The organism is Mycoplasma sp. 6243 (assembly GCF_051200785.1).
Lineage (GTDB): Bacteria > Bacillota_I > Bacilli_A > Mycoplasmatales > Metamycoplasmataceae > Mycoplasmopsis.
In genome coordinates, this window is sequence record NZ_CP195154.1 from 740,096 (window position 1) to 757,562 (window position 17,467).

The 17,467-nt window shown below is 25.3% G+C and carries 17 protein-coding genes; 11 read left to right on the forward strand and 6 right to left on the reverse strand.

Translation table 4 applies throughout. The annotated features are described in order from the left end of the window. Positions 1–310 precede the first annotated feature (310 nt). The 3 genes from ACR82Z_RS02995 to ACR82Z_RS03005 form a co-directional block, all read right to left on the reverse strand. A complete protein-coding gene (locus ACR82Z_RS02995; protein WP_435128589.1) occupies positions 311–1,492 on the reverse strand; it encodes an IS256 family transposase in 1,182 nt (393 codons plus the stop codon). Between the two features lie 700 nt (positions 1,493–2,192). Further along, complete coding sequence (locus tag ACR82Z_RS03000) at positions 2,193–3,224, reverse strand: IS1595 family transposase (protein ID WP_435128592.1); 1,032 nt, start codon at positions 3,222–3,224, stop codon at positions 2,193–2,195. 35 nt (positions 3,225–3,259) lie between these two features. Further along, positions 3,260–4,135 carry a hypothetical protein gene (locus ACR82Z_RS03005; protein WP_435128595.1) on the reverse strand — a complete coding sequence of 292 codons (876 nt, stop codon included), beginning with the start codon at positions 4,133–4,135 and terminating at the stop codon, positions 3,260–3,262. A gap of 122 nt (positions 4,136–4,257) precedes the next feature. Here ACR82Z_RS03005 and ACR82Z_RS03010 point away from each other — a divergent pair, with 122 nt between their 5' ends. The 6 genes from ACR82Z_RS03010 to ACR82Z_RS03035 all read left to right on the forward strand — a co-directional run bounded on the left by ACR82Z_RS03010 (position 4,258) and on the right by ACR82Z_RS03035 (position 10,715). After that, positions 4,258–4,971, forward strand: a complete 714-nt coding sequence (locus tag ACR82Z_RS03010) for a hypothetical protein (protein ID WP_435128598.1) — start codon at positions 4,258–4,260, stop codon at positions 4,969–4,971. A 73-nt stretch (positions 4,972–5,044) separates the two neighbouring features. After that, entirely contained in the window at positions 5,045–5,167 is a 123-nt protein-coding gene (locus tag ACR82Z_RS03015; RefSeq protein ID WP_435128362.1) for a hypothetical protein, read from the forward strand. Between the two features lie 663 nt (positions 5,168–5,830). Then, a complete protein-coding gene (locus ACR82Z_RS03020; RefSeq protein WP_435128601.1) occupies positions 5,831–6,364 on the forward strand; it encodes a hypothetical protein in 534 nt (177 codons plus the stop codon). A gap of 767 nt (positions 6,365–7,131) precedes the next feature. Continuing rightward, positions 7,132–8,562 (forward strand): hypothetical protein, encoded by a 1,431-nt coding sequence (locus ACR82Z_RS03025; protein ID WP_435128604.1) that lies wholly within the window; start codon positions 7,132–7,134, stop codon positions 8,560–8,562. A gap of 7 nt (positions 8,563–8,569) precedes the next feature. After that, positions 8,570–9,706, forward strand: a complete 1,137-nt coding sequence (gene thiI, locus ACR82Z_RS03030) for a tRNA uracil 4-sulfurtransferase ThiI (RefSeq protein ID WP_435128607.1) — start codon at positions 8,570–8,572, stop codon at positions 9,704–9,706. Position 9,707: 1 nt separating this feature from the next. Next, complete coding sequence (locus tag ACR82Z_RS03035) at positions 9,708–10,715, forward strand: hypothetical protein (RefSeq protein WP_435128610.1); 1,008 nt, start codon at positions 9,708–9,710, stop codon at positions 10,713–10,715. A gap of 34 nt (positions 10,716–10,749) precedes the next feature. Here the strand turns inward: ACR82Z_RS03035 and ACR82Z_RS03040 are convergent, their stop codons facing one another. The 3 genes from ACR82Z_RS03040 to mutM are packed head-to-tail and all read right to left on the reverse strand — an operon-like array spanning position 10,750 to position 12,467. After that, entirely contained in the window at positions 10,750–11,094 is a 345-nt protein-coding gene (locus ACR82Z_RS03040) for a Smr/MutS family protein (RefSeq protein ID WP_435128613.1), read from the reverse strand. Continuing rightward, complete coding sequence (locus tag ACR82Z_RS03045) at positions 11,084–11,623, reverse strand: isochorismatase family cysteine hydrolase (protein ID WP_435128616.1); 540 nt, start codon at positions 11,621–11,623, stop codon at positions 11,084–11,086. The genes ACR82Z_RS03040 and ACR82Z_RS03045 overlap by 11 nt, the downstream gene beginning before the upstream one ends. Continuing rightward, complete coding sequence (gene mutM / locus ACR82Z_RS03050) at positions 11,616–12,467, reverse strand: DNA-formamidopyrimidine glycosylase (RefSeq protein WP_435128619.1); 852 nt, start codon at positions 12,465–12,467, stop codon at positions 11,616–11,618. Before mutM ends, ACR82Z_RS03045 begins: the two co-directional genes overlap by 8 nt. 153 nt (positions 12,468–12,620) lie before the next feature. On the opposite strand from mutM, the gene ACR82Z_RS03055 reads away from it, so the two are divergent. The 5 genes from ACR82Z_RS03055 (at position 12,621) to ACR82Z_RS03075 (ending at position 17,455) form a co-directional block, all read left to right on the forward strand. Next, on the forward strand, positions 12,621–12,743 hold the full coding sequence (locus tag ACR82Z_RS03055; protein ID WP_435128362.1) for a hypothetical protein: 123 nt from the start codon (positions 12,621–12,623) through the stop codon (positions 12,741–12,743). 587 nt (positions 12,744–13,330) lie between these two features. Beyond that, a complete protein-coding gene (locus ACR82Z_RS03060) occupies positions 13,331–13,978 on the forward strand; it encodes a hypothetical protein (RefSeq protein ID WP_435128622.1) in 648 nt (215 codons plus the stop codon). Next, positions 13,914–14,216 (forward strand): hypothetical protein, encoded by a 303-nt coding sequence (locus ACR82Z_RS03065; RefSeq protein ID WP_435128625.1) that lies wholly within the window; start codon positions 13,914–13,916, stop codon positions 14,214–14,216. The genes ACR82Z_RS03060 and ACR82Z_RS03065 overlap by 65 nt, the downstream gene beginning before the upstream one ends. Positions 14,217–14,595: 379 nt before the next feature. Then, complete coding sequence (locus tag ACR82Z_RS03070; protein ID WP_435128628.1) at positions 14,596–16,422, forward strand: S8 family serine peptidase; 1,827 nt, start codon at positions 14,596–14,598, stop codon at positions 16,420–16,422. A 1-nt stretch (position 16,423) separates the two neighbouring features. Next, on the forward strand, positions 16,424–17,455 hold the full coding sequence (locus tag ACR82Z_RS03075) for a hypothetical protein (RefSeq protein ID WP_435128631.1): 1,032 nt from the start codon (positions 16,424–16,426) through the stop codon (positions 17,453–17,455). Positions 17,456–17,467 lie beyond the last annotated feature (12 nt).

Genomic DNA, 17,467 nt, shown 5'->3' on the forward strand with positions numbered 1-17,467 from the left:
TAAACTGCTTTGTTCTAATTCAGAAAAGTTAGTAGAATTATGAATATTTAACTCACTACTTTGGATAGCATCTGCATTTTGTAAATCATATGCATTTCCGTAATCGCTAATTTGGGGACATTATAAAAATTCTTGTGTATTTTAATAAAATCTAAGTTATATCCTATAAAAAGGTAAGTAGTATATATAATAGCATCTTATCAGAAAAATTTAAAAATTTTTTTGAAAAACCCGCAAAATAAAGCGAACAAAAGTAATCTTTTGTTCTTTTGCTTTATATTTTGCAGGTTTTTCAATACCAAATCGAAGTTTAACCAATATTTCTAAATCCGTTTGTTGCTCTAAAACTTCTGTCAATATTTCAGTTATCAAAAATATGTGCTAAAAGCAGTGATAAACTTTCCGTATTAGGAAATGAAACTTTTCTTTTTAAAATCAATTTCATATTCGAGTTTAAGGATCTGATTGGATTTGTTGTATAAATAGATTTACGCTTTTCAGGTGGAAAATCAAAAAATGTTAATAAATTTTGCATTTGCAAAAGATATGAGACTTCTTTTTTGTAACCTTTTATAGTTCATTTTGATACAAAGTTTTCTAGTTCTTTTTGTGCTTCAAATATATTACTTCGTTTTGCAATCAACATAAAATCATTAGAAATTTCTTTACGATCAGAAACCCTTACTTTAGACACAATATTTCTTTGAATGTGTACAAGACATCTTTGAGTCTTAGATTTTGGAAAAATTTCATTTACAACATTTTCTAAACCAGGTAAACCGTCAAAGACAAAAATTTCAACTTCTTCTACACCTTGTTCCTTGATTTTTAGTAATAATTCTCTAAAAATTCCTTTGTTTTCATTTGGACAAATTTCAAAGTTTAGCACTTGCTTATAACCATTTTCGTCAATTCCCATAACGATATTTATAAACTTCCTTTTGCATAACTTCCTCGTTTGATGGAAAAGTAAGTAGAATCAAGAAAAATTGCTTGAAATTTCTTTGGTAGACTTTCTATTTTGGAATTCATCTACCTTTTCCTTTGTAGTAGTAAAGATATTAGAAATTGTTTGTCTTGACATTTTTATGTCTGTAGAATTCTCAATGAAATCAGTGATTTCTTTATAAGAACCACCTAGTTTGCAAAAGGACATTATCATCTGAGTAAGATCATCACTTCTTCGACTATATCTGGTAAATAATTTTACTTTTAATTCTTCCTGCTCTATCTCTTGGAACATTTTAGCAATGCTTTTCCAATAGGTGTATCTAGTCGTTCTTGTATAATAACCATTTCGTGTATTTTTCTTTTCATATTTAGAATTTTCAAATTCAAATTTTAAGTTCTCATCAAACTCTTCTTTTAAGATTGCATTCATTATATTAGTAATGATATCTCTTGAAAATTCTGCTACGAATTTAAACCCATTTTCTTTTATTTCATTAATCTTTTCTGAAATTAACAAATTTTTTGATATAATATCTGTCATGTGTTCTCCTTTGTTTTATTTCACATACAATTTTAAAGGAGTTTCACTCTTTTTTAATATTTTTTAAAAAACTTTTTTTGTGAAGATAACTCAGTTATGAATACACAACTTTTTTTAAGGTCCCAATTTGGGCTTGAATTTGTGGAGTTGTATCTTTTGATGCTTCTGCTTCTTCTTGTCCAGCAGAAAGGGTATAACCAGGATTTTGTGAACTTTGTGAATTGTCTGGTTCACTTGGTTTATTTACAGGTTTATTTTCATTATTATCCTGGTTATTTTGTCCGCTGTTATTTGTTTTACTTGAATCAACTAAAGTTTTAAAACTAAGGTTTGATGAACCATCAGCAACTTTAAGTGATGTATTGTCATATTGAATTTCTGTGATTTTGTAATTTGTATCTGAACTTAAACCACTTAAACTAACAATAGCAGTATCTAGATTATTAGTATCAAGTTGCTTAGAGATTGTAAAATTATCAGAAGGATTTAACGAAATAGATAATTTATTTATATTAAAATCTGAAATATTATTTAATTTAATTGGCTATTTATGTTTTAAATGTGTGTTTTTAAATAATTTTAAATGTTTTTGTTAAAAAACTAAAAAACAACTTATTATTTAATTTAAATTCTTATTTTTTGTTATATTTTAAGAATCCAAAAAATCTTTTTGTCTTATTTTTACCTGCTTGTTAAAAATTTATTTAAAGTTTATCATCATTGAATAATGATTTCCTTTGTTTATTCTTGTTCACTTTACCCAATTTATATACTTATCTAAATTTTTACTTGAAACTCCGTTATATACATTTTCAATTAATTCTTTAATCTTGCGATGAAAATTATTAACATTTTGTATATGTAATTTTTCCCTTACACTTTTTGTTTTATCTGAATTTTCTTTATAAACAAAAGATTTTTTCTTAGAAGCACCAACAATATAATGAGATGCACCTATCTTATTTATAAAAGGTTTATATGATGTTTCCCCATCAGTTATAAATTTTTGCAGATTCAGGATTTTTAACTTTGTATTTAAAAGCAAAAATATAGTTTTTCTGCAGAAGGTTTTACCTTTTCCTAAATAAGAAATTTGCGATTCCCCATTTCTATCAACCATAGTAGAAACACAATCTAAATCACTATTTATACCTCTTTTTGAGTTATAGTATAAAGATTTTCCACGTTTTCTTGCTGCTCTACCTATTCCGTTCTTGTGTCTACCTTTTTTTACATCAAGAAAATATATTTCGTCAAGTTCGATTATTCCACTACTGACATCTGATTCTTTTTGCTTAGATTTAATAAAATCTAATAATTTTATGTCTTCAAACAAAAGTTTTGTTTTTAAATTAATTCCACAAATCATGCCAGTTTCTTTAAGTGTTAATTTCTTTAAATGACACTCAAGAAACATTTGATATTTAAATCGATGTGTTTTTCTTAGCCTTTCAAAAACTGTTCCAGTGCAATTACTAAAAGTTTTCTTACAATCTAAACATTCTATAACGAGACGATGTTGTTTTGTTGAACCGTGCTTGTGTATCTTTACAGATCCACTATCTATGACAATATTTAGGTTTTTTTCTATTGTTATATCTTTACTATTATTTCATGAAGTAATATAAGATGCTAATACTTCTTTAACATCATTCGGAAGGTCAGTAAATGACTTTATTCATGAATTTGTTATTAATTTTAGTTGTTTGAGTTTTTCATCTTTTGTTGACATTACTAAATTATACATTATTTTCAAATAAAACACATTTAAAACATATATAGCCATTTAATTTTTAAGGTTGCAGATGTCGAAGTTATATTTTGTGTCGAAATGTTATTAATAGATATGGTTGGTTCATTTTCTTTTTGTGGATTTTGGTTAGAGTTATGTTGCTCTGGTTCAAGGGTTTTGAAAGTAAAATCATCACTATTATTATAAGTTGATTTTATTGAGACATTATCATATTTTATATCTGAAATGGTATATTGGGTGTTTTGATTCAATCCACTGATATGCACGATAACCGAATTTGGATCGCTGCTATCTATTTGTTTGCTAAATGATGCTTCATCAGATGGATTTATGGATACATCTAACTTATCAACTTCAATATTAGGAACATTTGATAATTTAACAGCAATATCTACAGAATTTTTTGTAATATTCAGATGACTTATATTGACGATGTTAGCATCAGTTTTTGATTGCCCAGGTTTACCATCACTTGGATTTTTATCAGATGGAGTTTGATCATTATTATTTGTATTAAGTGTTTTAAAACTTAATTGTGACTTATTTATACCATTAATATAAGATATATTATTTATAGATATATCGGTAATTTGATAAGAAAAATTACTTTTCAAATGATTTAATTGCACACTAATGGTATTTAAAGTTACATTGTTTTTAAAAGAAACATTTGTTATATCATTCAAAGTTAATTTAAATTTAGTTAAATCAAGATTTTTTGATAAATGATTAAACTTAATATTAATTTTAACTGAATCAGAAGATAAATTTGAATAACTTATATCTACTACTTTAGCGTTTTCAGTTGTAGTTTGATTAGAACAAGCAACTGCGATTGAAAAAGATGAAGCAAGTAAGATAGAAGAAAAAAATTTCATTTTCTTTTTCATAAAAACTCCTTTATATCTTTATTCTACTACTTTTTATAGTAATATTTCAAGTATTTGATTGTAATATTTTACCAAAAAATAATTTGTAATATAATATTACTAAATAGTAATATAGGAGATCGATGAAAAAAATTTTTACAGCACTTACTTTACAAATTATTCCGATAACAGCAATAAGTTGCAATCAAAATAGCAATCAAGAAGACTTAAATATAAACAAAGAAAATGCAAATATTTTAAAGGTTGCAGAATATTTTAATATCAAAAATCCTAAACAAGATGAACAATTAAACTGAAACGAATTTAAAAATCAATTTTTACAAGTGCAAAATAATGAATCAAAATTAAGTGAATTATTATCAAACAACTGAATGAGTTTTTTAAGTAATTTAGATAAATTTAGTTTTAAGTTCTTAAAATGATATTTGTTACCACAAACAAGCGAATATGGACACTCTGCATATTATTTACATAATATAGGTTTATCTAAGTTAAATGAAGCGAATTTAGCACCACATACACATACAAGATTTCCTAGAATTTTTGGTATTGGTTATAACAATTTTTCTAGAGCAATTACAAATGTAAAGGATGGTATCAAAGAAATTAATTTATTCTTTGGACATTTTATTATCAAACTAATTTATAAAAATAATAAAGTTGTTGTGTCACCTGAATTTTTATATCTTGTTACCAAAAGAATTCAAAAATCTACCGATGCAGTTTATCAAAAATTATTATATCCTGGAAAACCAAACCAATATAATATTAATCAATTTGAAAAAGTAGCATACGAAGTAGGGATACCGGCAACCGTGAACTTAATTTTAAAATAATACTCCAAATACGTGAATTATTAAACAAAATTTTACTAATTACTATAGTATATAATTTTGTAAGGATTTAATAATGAACAATAACTTTGAATTATCTAATTTCGAAAAAACAAGACTGATAAATTTACAAACAGTAATGCAATTTAGTGATTTAACAATACAGAGTTTAGCAAAAAAATCGGAAAATCTCTCGTAACTGTTATTAAATATAAGAAAATTATATAAAAGGGAGAAGAAGTTTATTAAAAAATTTGTTCTTCATAAGAATAGAGATAACATTCATGCCTGAAAATACTCAAATGAAGAGATAAAGAAATTAGCAGAAGATTATAATAATAAAAAACTCCTCACTAACGACGGGAAGAGTTCAACAGATTCATATTTGAGTTTGTTTTTATATAATGAAAAAATAAACTCGAATATATCTTACTCTCAATTTCATAAAAGACTAATAAAATTAGGTGTTACATCTGCTTTTGCTTATAAAAGTAGCGAAAAATTCTGCAAAAAATATGTAAAGTATGCAAAATTAACGAATAAGGAATATCTTTTTGATAATATGGTTTTTAAAAAACCTAAGAAAAAGAAGTAATTAGAACCGAACAAAGACGAAATTTCTCATTTGGTCAAAGGGTAGAAATAGATGGATGCTCACACAAATTCTTAAATAATAAAGAAATAACATTAATTGGTTCCATTGATGTAGCAACAGGTTTAATTTTGTCATTACATTTTGAGAAAAAAGCAGAATCATTAAATGGACATCAATCAAATATTGAAAAAATGATAAATAATTATGGAATTCCACAAATGATTATTACAGATAACAGAAAGAATTTTTATAATTCTGCTGAATCAAATGCTTCTACATATAATGCTAGTAAGAGATTTAGGAATAGAATTTATAACCACTTCTGAATCAAACGGAAAACCACATATTGAACGTTTTTGAGATTTTGCACAAAAGAGAATTCCAAGTTGAATAAAAGACCACAATTATAAAACAATTGAAGAATTGAACCAAAATATAGGTGAATTAATGAATTATTTAAATATTACAAGAAAAAGTGTTATACAAAATCCACAAAGTAATTTCTTTAGACAACCACATAAAGAATACCTAGAAAATTACTTTGATTTAGAGATAAAAAGAAAAATTAATGCTGCTGCAGTAACTTATAATAATGTAAATTATGCACCCTATGAAAATGACAAAAGAATTAAAATTAATAGCAGCACAGATATAAAATTTGTCATAGGAACAGACGAAAAATTATATTTTAGAACCAAAAATAAAAGATATGAAGCAAAACCGATATCTACAAAAGATATGACTCATTATGAGAAAATAGCATTCTGAAAAACGCTCGCATTAGGGGTAAAAGAAGTATAAATCATATCAAGACTTCTTTCGAGTGGTTTCTCCTTTAATAAATTACTTGATTTAAAAATTAGAAAAATTGCTTCATCTGATAAATATACAGGCTGATGAAATAAAAATATTGCAACAAATACTAGATGAACTCAGAAGATGCTCGTAAAAAACTCGATAACATCACAAATTTATAAAATCAAACAAACAAAATTTATGAATATTTTACCACAAGCAGTCTTCAGGATTTTCCTTTACAGGAAAATCGTTTAAAACATACACTCTACAAATGTTTTTAAGGGTTTCTCACTTTACCACCTCTAACCCCGCCTACACTAGCAAAATAGGTGAGGAATTTTCTTTTTGAAAAAAAGAAACAAAAAAACTTTATATCTGTGGCAGATACGCAAATATTTTATTTGCTACAAGTCACTTTTTCAGATTTTGTTTTTTATATTTTTATATAAAGGTGTTTTATTATAAAAAGTAAACAGAAAAATCTTAAATTAAACTTTTTATGGTATTAAAAAAACTGGTAAAAAAGTGATTAATCCTGCTTTATGCTATATAATTTTTATACATTGTAACTATGTAAAGTTTTGAATAATATTTCAGATAATTTTAAAATAATACTCCAAATATAATTATTTCTTTATAATATATATAGGAGTAAAATGCATATAGTTTTTTGAATTGTAATATCAATTTTAATTACTTTAATAACATTTTTATTTGTCCTTTTTTTAAGGTCTGTTTTTTTTATTTTGATGCATAAAAACGCCCAAAATATGGATTATAAAATATCATCATATCAAAATGACAATATCAATAATTTAAAAAAAGTAAACACTTTACAAAATAATGTTTATGAATATATAAGTATTTATTCTGATTTAACCGAAATTCAAAAAACATTGAAAACAATAAGTTCGGAATTTAAAGAACAACAAAGTCTATATAATATTCAAAATGAACATCGAAAGCTTATTAAAACATATGGTTTTTTTCTTAAATTAAGAAAAAAATATAAGTTATATCTAAAAAAACAAATGTTATTTGATAAAAAATCGCAGCCATTTACGACTAAATGAAATGATATTGAGCAAAATGTAGCAGTTTTTTTAGATGTAACTGATGATTTAATTATTTCATTAAACAACACAAAATATAATGGAATCCAGTTTCATCCGTATATTCAAAAGAAAATAGAAGATATAAGAACAACTGTGACTAAAGCTGATAAACAAAAAAGATTTGGTAATTTTGAAGAATTAAGAAGTGTTTTTGATAATTTAAGACAATATGGAAACAAACTTATAGAGTTTTTTTATGCTTCTGAAAAATTAGATTTTGCTTTATATGCACATTTATCATCTCTTATTAATAGCAAAATAAACCAAAAACAAGATGTTGATTTTTATACTAAATTAAGTAAAAGTTGAAAAAAGCAAACAGAAGAGTGAAAAAAACAAGATACATTAGTAACAATCGATAAAGTAAAAAAGATTTATAAAGTAATGTTTATTCATGAAATAGAGACAAATAAGATAAATTGGATTAAGTCATATTTACTTGATAATAAAGAAAAAATTCAAAACCTTTTAGAAAATATTAATCAAAAACTTTTGTCGCTTAATTTAAGTGGTAAAAGTAATAAAGATGATTTTTCAAATTTAAAAACATCTGTTGAAAACCTTTATAAAGATAGCAAGAGTGCAGATGACTTATTAGAGAAAACATCAGAAGTTTTAAAAAAATTTGAACAAATACAGATAAATATTTACAGACAAAAACAAAATCAAAGAGAAGCAAAAATATATGGATATAATAAAGAAATTATACGAATTCAGAATATTTATTACTCTTTAATATCTAACGAAAATTTACCCAAAACAAAAAGTATTCAAATCAAGAAGGAACATATAAGGCAAGAGTTTGAACATTTTAACAAAAATAAATTTAAACTTATTTATACTGATGAAAAGCAAAGATGAAACAACTGAATTAGTTCTATAATAAATTTAATAAAAGTTCTTTCAGAAAATTTAGAATATAAAAAAATGTATGATGCTTTATCGATATATATTATGGAAAATCCAAGATTTGAAAATAAAAAAAATGAATCAAAAAACCAATTATTTAACCTTAAAATTAATATAGAAAACAATGAGTATAAAATTTCTTATTTTAAACTGAAAAACTACCTAAAAACAAGTTAGGAGATATATGTATAATAAAATTTTAATTCGGTACGGAGAGTTAGTTTTAAAGAAAGGTAATCGCAAGTTATTTATCAATCAACTTTCAAATAACATCACACATATAGTTGGTATAAAACCTGATGTAGAATTTGATCGAATGTATCTACCTTATAGTGAGGAAAATATAAAGAAACTAAATTATGTATTTGGTATTAGTTCGTATTCTCCTGTTTTGGTAGTAGAAAATTCGTTAGAAGCATTTAAAGAAGTATCATTAAAGTTATTAAAACCTGATTCTAAAACCTTTAAAATTGAAGCAAGAAGGAATAATAAGAAATTTGAATATAATTCAGCACAATTAAATAACTTATTAGGTGGATTTATTTTAAGTAAAACAAAAACCAAAGTAGATGTGCATCATCCGAATCAAATAATTTATCTAGAAGTTCGCAATAAATATACATATGTCTTTTCTGAATATATTAAAGGATTAGGAGGATTGCCAGTAGGGATATCTGGTAAAGTCTTGCACTTAATTTCTGGTGGATTTGATTCTCCTGTTGCTGCATATTTGATGATGAAGCGAGGAGTTAAAGTTGATTTTCTTACTTTTTTAACTCCACCACAAACTGATAAAAAAACTGTTAATAAAATAATATCACTTGTTAAAGTTTTAAATAAATATCAAATAAGTTCACATTTGATTCAGGCAGATTATTCACATCTGATGAACTATATTTCATTTGTGTCAAAACCTGCATACAAAATCAATCTAATGCGACGCAGTTTTTACCGTATTGCAGATAAGTTAGCACAAAAATATGGGTATTTAGGTATTTCTAATGGTGAAAACTTAGGGCAGGTAGCTTCGCAAACCCTAGAATCAATGTATACAATTGGTAGTGTTACAAATTTACCTGTTTTAAGACCACTTTTAACCTATGATAAAAATGAAATTATAAATATAGCAAAAGAAATAAACACACATGATATTTCAGTTATTGCAGCTAATGAAACCTGTGAACTTTTCGCTCCAAAAGATCCAGTAACTAAACCGATCTTAGCACAAGCACAGTCTTTAGAAAATGAGTTGAATAGAATTGCAGAACTAGAAGAAGAGCTTATAAAATCAAAAATAGAAATTTTAAAAATAAAGGAATAATATGGAAAAACAAATCTTTTTTATTGATTTTGAAGCAGTTACAGTTAATTATTTAAATATTCACAAGAGCAAACTTAAAGATAGTGTAAATTACCATAAAGATTTACCTTATTGTTATTCTATCGGAACTTTTAAGGGTGGTAGTTACAAAAACAGATTTGGAATCATCCGTTTTAAAAATATCACATATGAAAAAGCACTAATTCAACTTAGAGAGAAAATAACAAAAGATATACAAACATTGATTGGTGATAAAGAATTTATCCCTGTTGCATCAAATTGTGTATTTTATGGTTGAGGAGCTGGACCAGAAAATTGAATTATGGAGAAACTTTTTAAAATATCAGTTAAAAAGTTTTCAACTATCCAGGTTAAGCTTGATAATGTTGTCCCAGATTCAATATTTTCTACTTCTAAGTATTTTGAAAATATTAAAAACATTGCAAAAACTATAAAACACCCTGTTTTATCTATGATAAAACAAAATACCGAAGATGGTAGAATTGCCTGTTGATATGGTTTAGCAATGTTGTTAGATGGAAGAAATATATATCATATAGATGCAAAAGTTAAAAACCAGATGCATAATGATCTCAGAATATATAACCTTGATGACTGCAAGAAATTAGCATTTTTATATAAAAATAAGTTTACAGCACATAAATTAATAGGTAAAATTTTTGATATACGTCGTGAAATTCAGTCATTAAATGCACAAATATTAACCTATGATAAATATATCGAATATCTAAAAAGTTTAACTAATGAAAAAAATCCACCCTTATTAATAAAACACGATGATATTCATAAAATTAAAGGTTCGCAAGAAATTCCGATTGAAATTTTACCTTCACTTAGGTTATCTAAGAAAATATGAAATGATAGAGTAATGCGCGACTTATTTTTAGAACAAATGATTTTTATTGTTAATAAAAGAAAAGAAGAAATTCAAACAAAGAAACAAGAGTTAAATGAGAAAATTTTATTGCAACGAAATAATTGATATTAAAATCCGTTTATTCCTTGTTTATAGTATAAACGGATTATTTCTTAAACTCAGAAACCATTTTATCAAAGTCATCTGAAATTCTTTTTTTAATTGCATTATAATAATGATATTCATCGAATGAAAATCTATCTTGCTGTTCTAATGAAATAAGATATGAACCACCTTGATTTATAGTTTTATAAACCAACTTTATTTTATGTGTTTTGTTATAGTTTCGAATAAAATCTTCTAAAGTAGTTTGCAAAGCACCACTACCTTTACCGGTGATTATTTCAACTTCTGATACTCTTAAATCTTCTAAATCCATTATCATTTCTTGGATTTTAGGTTTTGCATCTTGTGTGTATGCACCGTGCAAATCTAATGTATTATTTTTCAATTTTAATCCCTGCATTTTCCATGAGTTTTAAAGCATTATTGTGCATAATGCCCCCATTATGCTCTGGGGTATCAAATGTTTCAACAGCACTTGAGATAACTGAAATCTTTTTGTCACTACCAATTTTATTGAATCAAGTTTTTAAACTAAGAACAAACTGTAATACACAAATATCGGTGCAGCAACCTACGAATTCAAATTCATCATAAAGATCCCAAAACTTTGGATCAACATCGTAAAATCCGTTTGTAGTAGTTTTATAAACAATATTAGCATTTTTAGAATCTAAATATGGTTGGAGTTCGTCAACAACTTTTGCCTCATCAGAACCTTTTAAACAATGTATAGGGTATTGCTGCATTTCTAAATCATTTTCAGAATGAGCATCACAGACAAACAAAATATTTTCAGAATGTTTCAAAACATTAGCAATATTAGGAATAATCGAATTAATTCTTGGACTAGATAAAGGACCAAATTTTGTAAAACCATTAAGCATATCAATAACTAAAGTTAATTTTTTAGACACTTTTCTCCTTTTGGCAATTAGGACAATATGATGTTCCTCGACCGTTTTCTTTAAAATCTAATTTTACTTTTATTATATCTGTTTTCTTACATTGTAAGCATTGCTTCTTTTCTCTTCCGTAAACACACAAATCATTTTGAAACTTACCAGTTATCCCATTAACAGAAGAATATGTATGAATACTACTTCCGCCTTTTACAATAGAATCATCCATTATTTTTTGAGCATTCATCAGCAAAGTTTTAAGTTCTTGTTTACTAATTTTATTAGCAGGTGTCATGGGGTATATTTTAGAACGATGTAAAGATTCATCAGCATAGATATTGCCGATTCCTAGAACAAGTGATTGATCGAGGAGAACCTTTTTTATACTAATGCTTTTGTGCCTTAGTTTTTCGAATAATTTATCCACATCTGTATCAGCCGGAAGTAATCCTAGATTTTTAATTTGATATAAAATTCTTTTGTCTGTATTTTCAATTATTTCAAATGAACCAAACATCCGCGAATCATTATAAACTAAGACTTTATTTTCTAACCAAAAGTATATACAATCATGTTTATAAGTATATAAAAGTGGATCATTTAATTCTCTAATAAAATATTTACCAGACATTCTTAGATGCGAAATTAAACGACTTTTATCATCGAAATTAAATACCAAAAATTTACCAAAGTTTTCAACATTGATAATCGTTTTATTAACTAAAAAGTTAATAAAACATTGTGTATCAGTGTTTTTAATAAGTTTGGTAATTTTTACTTCAACCTTAGTTACTTTTTGATTTTTAATGTGCTTGTTTAAAGATTTTTGTACAACTGTGACTTCTGGGTATTCTGGCATGTGTAAATTATATACAAAAGAAAAAAATATAAGTATTTTTATAATAAATTTATTTGTTGAAATTGATCGAATATAATAATTGGAAATAATTCGTGAATTATTAAACAAAATTTTACTAATTACTATAGTATATAATTTTGTAAGGATTTAATAATGAACAATAACTTTGAATTATCTAATTTCGAAAAAACAAGACTGATAAATTTACAAACAGTAATGCAATTTAGTGATTTAACAATACAGAGTTTAGCAAAAAAATCGGAAAATCTCTCGTAACTGTTATTAAATATAAGAAAATTATATAAAAGGGAGAAGAAGTTTATTAAAAAATTTGTTCTTCATAAGAATAGAGATAACATTCATGCTTGAAAATACTCAAATGAAGAGATAAAGAAATTAGCAGAAGATTATAATAATAAAAAACTCCTCACTCAGCGACGGGAAGAGTTCAACAGATTCATATTTGAGTTTGTTTTTATATAATGAAAAAATAAACTCGAATATATCTTACTCTCAATTTCATAAAAGACTAATAAAATTAGGTGTTACATCTGCTTTTGCTTATAAAAGTAGCGAAAAATTCTGCAAAAAATATGTAAAGTATGCAAAATTAACGAATAAGGAATATCTTTTTGATAATATGGTTTTTAAAAAACCTAAGAAAAAGAAGTAATTAGAACCGAACAAAGACGAAATTTCTCATTTGGTCAAAGGGTAGAAATAGATGGATGCTCACACAAATTCTTAAATAATAAAGAAATAACATTAATTGGTTCCATTGATGTAGCAACAGGTTTAATTTTGTCATTACATTTTGAGAAAAAGCAGAATCATTAAATGGACATCAATCAAATATTGAAAAAATGATAAATAATTATGGAATTCCACAAATGATTATTACAGATAACAGAAAGAATTTTTATAATTCTGCTGAATCAAATGCTTCTACATATAATGCCGTAAGAGATTTAGGAATAGAATTTATAACCACTTCTGAATCAAACGGAAAACCACATATTGAACGTTTTTGAGATTTTGCACAAAAGAGAATTCCAAGTTGAATAAAAGACCACAATTATAAAACAATTGAAGAATTGAACCAAAATATAGGTGAATTAATGAATTATTTAAATATTACAAGAAAAAGTGTTATACAAAATCCACAAAGTAATTTCTTTAGACAACCACATAAAGAATACCTAGAAAATTACTTTGATTTAGAGATAAAAAGAAAAATTAATGCTGCTGCAGTAACTTATAATAATGTAAATTATGCACCCTATGAAAATGACAAAAGAATTAAAATTAATAGCAGCACAGATATAAAATTTGTCATAGGAACAGACGAAAAATTATATTTTAGAACCAAAAATAAAAGATATGAAGCAAAACCGATATCTACAAAAGATATGACTCATTATGAGAAAATAGCATTCTGAAAAACGCTTGCCATTAGGGGTAAAAGAAGTACAAATCATATCAAGACTTCTTTCGAGTGGTTTCTCCTTTAATAAATTACTTGATTTAAAAATTAGAAAAATTGCTTCATCTGATAAATATACAGACTGATGAAATAAAAATATTGCAACAAATACTAGATGAACTCAGAAGATGCTCGTAAAAAACTCGATAACATCACAAATTTATAAAATCAAACAAACAAAATTTATGAATATTTTACCAAAGCAGTCTTGGGATTTTCCTTTACAGGAAAATCGTTTAAAACATACACACTACAAATGTTTTTAAGGGTTTCTCACTTTTACCACTTCTAACCCCGCCTACATAGCAAAATAGGTGGGAATTTTCTTTTTTGAAAAAAGAAACAAAAAAACTTTATATCTGTGGCAGTTACGCAAATATTTTATTTGCTACAAGCTCACTTTTTCAGATTTTGTTTTTTATATTTTTATATAAAGGTGTTTTATTATAAAAAGTAAACAGAAAAATCTTAAATTAGACTTTTTTATGGTATTAAAAAAACTGGTAAAAAAGTGATTAATCCTGCTTTATGCTATATAATTTTTATACATTGTAACTATGTAAAGTTTTGAATAATATTTCAGAATCGAATATAATAATTGGAAATAATTTCATATAAAAGAGTATAATTATATTTGGAGTTATTATGAAAATCAGAAAAATAATAAAACAAGCAATTGCTTTAATTGGTATTACATTTATTCCATTGACAATGTCTGCTATATTTAATAATCAACCAAGAAATATTAAGAAGTATGACACAATTTTTAAAACTTTATGGGATAAATTAGGAATACACGAGAGGACAGATAAAAAGATAAAAATCGGTATAATAGATGCTGGTTTAGTTGATTTTAGAATGATGAAATTCAACGGCAAAACAACTAATAACATTGATCAGCAGGTACCTTTAGATAACTATAACATTATCAAATATGCAAATGATCAAAATTTAATTAATAGCGATAGAGTTATATATGATTCAAGATTAACTGACGAAAAAATATTTAAATTTGAAAACAATAAATCTACATTTTTGAATTATTGAGAAAAAAACGAGCATTCAACAAATATAGCATCAATAATTGCTGGTGATGGTGGTTTACTTAAGAATGCAGAAATTTATTCAACAAGCTTTAAAAGAAATTATGCAGCAAGTGATTTAGATATATTAACTGAAAACCTAGAATTCTTCCGAAAAAACGGCGTTAAATACATTAATATGAGTTATTCTGATAATATTTTAAATTATTTGAATGATGAAAAATTGGAAGATTTTATAAAAGAAAAGAAAACATCAAAAATTAATGATATAATAAAACAATTAAAAAAGATTATAAATAAGGATTATTCAGAAGAAGCTGCTTTACTAGACAAATATGCTTTTGAAAATAATATGAAATTTTTTATTTCTGCAGGTAATTTTGGTGCTGGAATAACAGAAAAAGTTAAAATATTTAAGGAAACATTATCAAATTATATAAACAAAAAAAAGATAGACATTGAAATAAGAAATTTGTTAATAAAATTTAATGAACTATTGGATATAAATAATGAATTTTGAAAAAAACCCAGTCAAATTCAAAGAAGCAAAAATACATTTATAATAGGGGCATATAATTTTTATACAGATAAGATAAAAGATTATTCACAAATAAAAATAAAGAACTTTGAAGATTCGCCGCTTGGCCTAGGTCCAACAGAGTTTTCTAATCAATCGCTTTTATTAAATGATGATTGATATAACACAGATACAACTCTTGATGATCCTGGTGTAACTAGATGAAGCGGGACAAGTAATTCCACTCCAGTTATCCTTGCTGCTTCCGCTTTACTTGAAACAATAAAAAGACCAGATTCAGAATTTGATGTTCCAGAGTTAAAAGCAATTTTAATGGCAAGTTTTGATTTAAGAAAATATGGAGACCATATATTTGATTTACCAGACAATATTGGTGCAGGTTTTTTTAATTGAGAGAGAATGAAATTTTTTGCAGATAATGTTCATAAGCAAAGCATACGAGATCTTTATACAAATGATAAAGGAATTAATTATAAGACATTAATTTCTGGAAGTGATAATTTTCTTGCTGTTTATTCTAGTTATTCTGATTTATTTCAAATAAGATATCGCGAGCGGGAAAAACTTTCAAAAGAAACCATTCAAAAATATGTAAATATATTTGATGTACATATAAAAAGTGAAATATATGCTACTCCTGAATGAATATATAAACAGTATCATGTTTCTACAATGAAATCTAATTATAAATCCTTTTCTGATGATTATGGTTCTGCAACAAATCGAATAATGCTTTCTAATCAATATTATAAGGATTGACCCTATGAAGCAACACTGCAAATAAAACTAAGAAAAAATTTTACAGACATATTTTTACAAACTAAATATATGTATTATATCTTAACTGATAGAAATGCAATATATGAATCAAGAAGTAAATTAGAGACATAGTATGTTAGACAAAAAAATAAAAATTTTCTCTAGTTTCCTAGCTGTTAGCATTTTACCCACATCTGTTGCATGTAGTAAGTATGAAACTATTGAAGAGGAAAAAGAAACAGAACTTGAAAAGAAAAATGATTTATATATAGATTCACTAAAAAAAGAATTATCAATAAATAATTTTATATTAACAGACGATAATCTTAATTTAGATAAAATTATAGACAAAGAAAATGCATTTTATAAAGTTATTACGAAGAATTCAAATAAAAAATTACCATTTATTAAAATAAAAGATTCATATAATTTCAATTGAACCTATGATAAGATTAAAAATATATTCTCTGATAAGGATAAAATATTTTACAACAATAAGAATAACATGGTAGTGGAAATACTACCTATAAAAAGTACAAATAAATTATTAATTAATCTTTTATTTGTTCGAGAATTAGATAAATCAGATGTCAAACATTCACCTGATTATAAACCCAGTACTAAATTAACCGAACCTTGATATGATTTTTCATATGATAGCAATTTACATTGATATGTTTTTAATGATAAATTATATTCAGTTATCAATAATGGTGTTGATAAAATAGATATATCTAATAATAAAATATTAATAGATATAAAACAAAAAGAAAGTAAAATAAGCAATTTAACTGAATCAATAAAATTACACAAGAAAATAGCTGAATCAGTTATAAAATTAAAACCTTATAAATCACAATACTTTTTTAGCAAAAATATTCTTGAAACATTTAAAAAACCACATACAATAACAAAAATGCAACAAAGAAGTTTTAAAAAATTTGAAGATTTAATCCAGAATAATCTAAACAATACTTGAATATGAGTTAAAGATAAGAAAAAGTTTTATGATCCTACAAGAGAAGCGATAAAAATAATATCTGGCTCATTAACTAAAACATCTTTGATAAAATTATTATCGAAATCATATTTAGTTGATTTAGGTGATCAAAAACTTAATTTTGATTCTAAAGGTGATCCGAATATCAAATTTATATTAAAGTAGAACAAGGGTATC